Source organism: Micromonospora sp. M51 (assembly GCF_018070305.1).
Taxonomy (GTDB): domain Bacteria; phylum Actinomycetota; class Actinomycetes; order Mycobacteriales; family Micromonosporaceae; genus Micromonospora; species Micromonospora parva.
Window position 1 is genome coordinate 1 of the sequence record NZ_JAGPXZ010000552.1, and the last position, 4,276, is coordinate 4,276.

The 4,276-nt window shown below is 74.1% G+C and carries 6 protein-coding genes; 2 read left to right on the forward strand and 4 right to left on the reverse strand.

Translation table 11 applies throughout. From position 1 onward, the window contains the following. A partial coding sequence (locus KBX53_RS24285) for an SDR family NAD(P)-dependent oxidoreductase (protein WP_210861837.1) occupies window positions 1–171 on the reverse strand: 171 nt, incomplete at its 3' end. Between the two features lie 203 nt (window positions 172–374). On the opposite strand from KBX53_RS24285, the gene KBX53_RS24290 reads away from it, so the two are divergent. Beyond that, entirely contained in the window at window positions 375–1,370 is a 996-nt protein-coding gene (locus KBX53_RS24290) for an AraC family transcriptional regulator (RefSeq protein ID WP_210861828.1), read from the forward strand. 4 nt (window positions 1,371–1,374) lie between these two features. Next, window positions 1,375–1,830: an Rrf2 family transcriptional regulator gene (locus KBX53_RS24295; RefSeq protein WP_030333674.1), complete on the forward strand. Its 456-nt coding sequence runs from the start codon at window positions 1,375–1,377 to the stop codon at window positions 1,828–1,830. Window positions 1,831–1,851: 21 nt separating this feature from the next. Here the strand turns inward: KBX53_RS24295 and KBX53_RS24300 are convergent, their stop codons facing one another. From KBX53_RS24300 to KBX53_RS24310, 3 genes are all read right to left on the reverse strand, one after another. Then, a complete protein-coding gene (locus KBX53_RS24300; protein WP_210861830.1) occupies window positions 1,852–2,817 on the reverse strand; it encodes an acetylxylan esterase in 966 nt (321 codons plus the stop codon). Between the two features lie 27 nt (window positions 2,818–2,844). Beyond that, window positions 2,845–3,543, reverse strand: a complete 699-nt coding sequence (locus KBX53_RS24305) for an N-acetylmannosamine-6-phosphate 2-epimerase (protein WP_210861832.1) — start codon at window positions 3,541–3,543, stop codon at window positions 2,845–2,847. Continuing rightward, the coding region (locus tag KBX53_RS24310) for an ROK family protein (RefSeq protein ID WP_210861835.1) at window positions 3,540–4,276 on the reverse strand (737 nt) is incomplete at its 5' end. The genes KBX53_RS24305 and KBX53_RS24310, both read right to left, overlap by 4 nt.

The following is a 4,276-nucleotide window of genomic DNA, read 5'->3' on the forward strand; positions in this document are numbered from 1 at the left end:
TCCCTCGGCGGAGAGGGTGGTGGCGACCGCCTCGCAGACGTCCGCCTTACGCGACGAGATGATCACGTGTGCGCCGGCCCGGACGAAGCCCTGGGCGATCATCAGCCCGATCCCCCGCGACCCGCCGGTGACCAGGACCGTCTTACCTTCGACCGAGAACAGCTGCGTCATGCTCATCCCATCGCGAGTCGGCGGGGGCCGCCGGCCGGCCGGGGTGACCGGCGAGTGCCGGGTGGACCGCGGACCGGCGGCGCTACCGTCGGGTAACGTAGCTTGGCCGCCAGGACCGAAACAAGCCCGGGGCGCACCGCGGATTCCGCTCCGAACGGTGACCGGGATGCGGTGACCTGCGGTTCGGGCTACCGTCGCAGGCGATGGTCTCCACCGATCCCTCCCCCGCGCCATCGATCGGAACGGCGTCTCGCGTGCCCGACGAGATAGCCACGTTCGCGCTGGCCGACCTTGCCGGCGACCCGGGCTGGCGTCGGCCGGTGATCGTCGAGCGGGAGCTGTTGATTCTCACCACCCGGGGGCACGGCGACGCCGAGCTCGACTTTCACCTGCTGCTGTGCCGGCCCGGCACGCTGCTGCGGGTCCGCCCCGGCCAGGTGCTGCGCTGCGCAGGCCCCCAGTTCGACGCCACGGTGGTCGCCTGGGATCCCGAGGCGGTACGCGACTTCGACGTCGACCTGAGCGCCACCGCGACCTGGCGGCAGTTGGCCGGTGAGGACGAGGACGCGGTGATCAGCGAGGTGAGCCAGTTGGCGGTGGACTGTCGGCGGCACCCCGACGGTCCCACCGCCCGCGTGCTGCTCCGGCACCAGCTGGCCGTGCTGCTGCTGCGGCTGGCCCTGCCGCACGCCGACCGGCCGTCGTCGCGGCCGGAGGACGAGACGTTCCACCGGTTCCGCCGCGAGGTGGAGCACGGCTATGCGCACACCCGGCGGGTCGAGGACTACGCAACCGAGCTGGGCTGCTCCGTGCGGACCCTGACCCGGGCCTGCCTGGCCGTTACCGGGCGCAGCGCTAAGCAGGTCATCGACGAGCGGGTCGCGTTGCAGGCCGGCCGGTTACTCGCCACCACGGATCTGCCGATCGCCGAGATCGGCCGGCGGCTCGGCTTCTCCGAACCCACCAACTTCGGCCGCTTCTTCACCCGCGAGGTCGGCGTCAGCCCCGGCGCGTTCCGGGCCGCACGGGACCAACCGGCGGCCAATCGGGTGATCCGACAGCGACCGCCGGCCGAGTCGACGGCCGCCGACGGGGGCAGATTCCGCCTCGGCACCCCCGGTGACTCCGCCAACGGTGAGCACCCGATGAGACCACTGCCGCCCGCCGGAGGGCCGGGCGTCACCGGCCGGGCAGGATGACAGGGTGCAGATCTCCGCGCGCGGCGACTACGCGGTACGGGCGGCGTTGAGCCTCGCCACCGCGTACCCCTCGCTGCTGTCCACCCAGGCCATCGCCGCGGAGCAGGACATGCCCCGCAAGTTCCTGGAGGCGGTCCTGGCTGATCTGCGCCGGGCCGGCATCGTCCGCGCCCAACGCGGCGCCGAGGGCGGCTACACGCTCGCCCGCCCGCCCCGCGAGGTGACAGTCGGCGCGGTGCTGCGCGCAGTTGAGGGTCCCCTGGCCGGGGTACGCGGGCTGCGTCCCGAGGAAACCCGCTACGAAGGCTCCGCGGAGAACCTGCCCGGCCTGTGGGTGGCCGTCCGGGCGGCGGTGCGGCGGGTCGTCGACGAGGTGAGCCTCGCCGAGATCGTCAGCGGTCGACTGCCCGCGCACGTCCGCAAGCTCACCGCGCTGCCCGACGCGTGGGAGCCGCGCTGACGCCAGCCGGCGGCCACCGCCTCAGCGGCCGAAGAGCTTGTGCAGCCAGGCGAGCTGTTCGAGCTGCTGGTGCGCCTCGCCACCCTCGTGGTCGTTGAACTCGTACACACGCACGTCCTTGTCGCCCCCGTAGCGGTGGTAGGCGGCGAAGCAGGTCGAGGGTGGGCAGGTCCGGTCCATCATCGCGACGGAGAACAGCGCGGGCGCTGTCGCGCCGGGTGCGAGCACCGCGGCGTCGACGTACGACAACGTGCGGAACACCTCGCCGCTCTGGTCGCGGTGCAGCGCGAGATACTCGGCGACCTCGCCGTAGGGGCCCTCGGTGGCGACCCGCACGGCGCGCGGGAAGTCACACAGGAACGGCACGTCGGGCATGACCGCCGCCACGCCCGGGAACAACGCGGCCACCGCCAGCGACAGGCCCCCTCCCTGGCTGATGCCGGTGACGACGACCCGGTCGGGGTCGACGGCGGGATGCTCCTGGGCAGCCTGGGCGAACCGGACCGCGTCGGTGATCAGCCTGCGGTAGTAGAAGTCCTCCGGGCTGGTGACGCCACGGGTGAGGAACCCCGGAACGGTGCCCGCCGGGTACCGGTGGGAATCGGCGGTGCTGCCGGGCGCGGCACTCCAGCCCTGCCCCCGGGTGTCCATGATGAGGTGCGCGAAGCCCGCCGAGGCCCAGAAGAGCTTCTCGTGCGGCAGGCCCCGGCCCCGGCCGTACCCGAGGTATTCGACCACGCACGCCAGCGGCCCGGTGGCGGTCGCCGGCAGGTGCAGCCAGCCGACCACCGGCTCGCCGCCGAAGCCGGGAACGGTGACGGAGAAGGTGCGGATCTGGGTGAGCCCGGTGTCGACCGGCTCGTACGTCGCCGCGGCGGCCGGGGCGGCACCGAGCGTCCGCTCCCAGAACGCGTGCAGGTCCTCCGGGACGGTCAGGTCGGGTCGGTACGCCCAGCAGTCGGCGACGGTGAGATCGCTCAAAGCCACAGCTTCGCCTCCACGGCAGCAGGATTGTCAGATGTTCGTGGGTGTGGGTGCGACGTTCGCCATCGCCGCCGCGAACCACCCGGTGATGGTGCTGGGGTGGGTGATCGCCGTACCCACCACCACCGTCCACGCCCCGGCCCGCAGCGCCTGGGCCGCGTGGGCCGGTGTGTGGATCCGGCCCTCCGCGACCACCGGCACGTCGACCGAGCTGGCGAGCCGGGCCACCAGGTCCAGGTCCGGGCCGGGCTGCTTGCTGGTGTACGCGGTGTAGCCGGACAGGGTGGTGCCGACCAGGTCGGCGCCCGCCGCCGCGGCGTCGATCCCCTCGGCGAGGGTGGAACAGTCGGCCATCACCAGAGCCCCGGTCAGCTGGTGGACGGCGGCGATGGTGTCGGCGAGGGTGCGGCCGTCCGGCCGGGGTCGCGCGGTGCCGTCGAGGGCGACGATGTGCGCGCCGGCCCGCGCCACCGACAGCGCGTGCTCCAGCGTGGGGGTGATGAAGACGTCGTCGTCCCCGTCCTTCCACAGCCCTATCAGTGGCAGGTCGACCGCCCCCCGGATGGCCGAGATGTCCGCCAGGCCCTGGGCGCGGATGCCGGCGGCGCCCCCGTGGGCGGCGGCGAGGGCCACCCGGCGCATCGTGTCCGGGCTGCGCATCGGCTCGCCCGGGTACGCCTGGCAGGAGACGACGAGGCGGTGCCGGAGCTGCGCGATCAGCGTGTTCATGCGGTGCCCTCCCAGGCGAGTGCGGCGGCGCCGAGAAGTGGGGCGTCCGATCCGAGGGTCGAGGCCAGGACTGGCACGTCGTCCAGGACGGGCAACGTCTCCCGCCGTACGGCGTCGCGCAGCGCCTGCCACCAGGCGTCGCCGAGGCCGGCGACACCGCCGCCGATGACGACGACAGCGGGGTCGAGCATGTTGACCAGCCCGCCGACCGCCGAGCCGACGGCGGCCCCGCCCAGCAGGACCACCTCCCGGGCGATCGGGTCGCCGTCCGCCGCGCGTACGGCCACCGCGCGCAGGTCGCCGACCGGCTGGCCGGTCCGCCGCGCGTACTCCTCGGCCAGGCCGGGCCCGGAGGCGATCGCCTCCAGGTGCCCCTGCCCGCCGCAGGTGCACCGCAACCGCCCGGCGTACGGCGAGGGTTGGTGGCCGGCGTGGCCGGCGGCGGAGTGGGCACCGGTCAGCGCGCTGCCCTCGACGACGAACGAGGCACCGATACCGGTGCCGACCGCGATGAGGAGCAGCGTCTGGTGGCCGGCCGCCGCGCCGTGCCGCGCCTCGCCGAGGGCGTGCGCGTGCACGTCGTTGATGGCGGTGACGGGCAGGTCGAGCAGGGCCCGCAGCCGGCCGCTCAGGTCGGTGCCGGCCCACCCGGCCAGGGCGTCGGTGGCCGACAGCACCCGACCCGTCCGGTGGTCGATCACCCCGGCGCTGCCGACCCCGAGGGCACTGACGC

Bases quoted from the DNA above. Each gene is read 5' to 3' on its own strand.
- KBX53_RS24290 (WP_210861828.1), top strand. From the start codon at position 375: ATGGTCTCCACCGATCCCTCCCCCGCGCCATCGATCGGAACGGCGTCT.
- KBX53_RS24305 (WP_210861832.1), bottom strand. From the start codon at position 3,543: ATGAACACGCTGATCGCGCAGCTCCGGCACCGCCTCGTCGTCTCCTGC.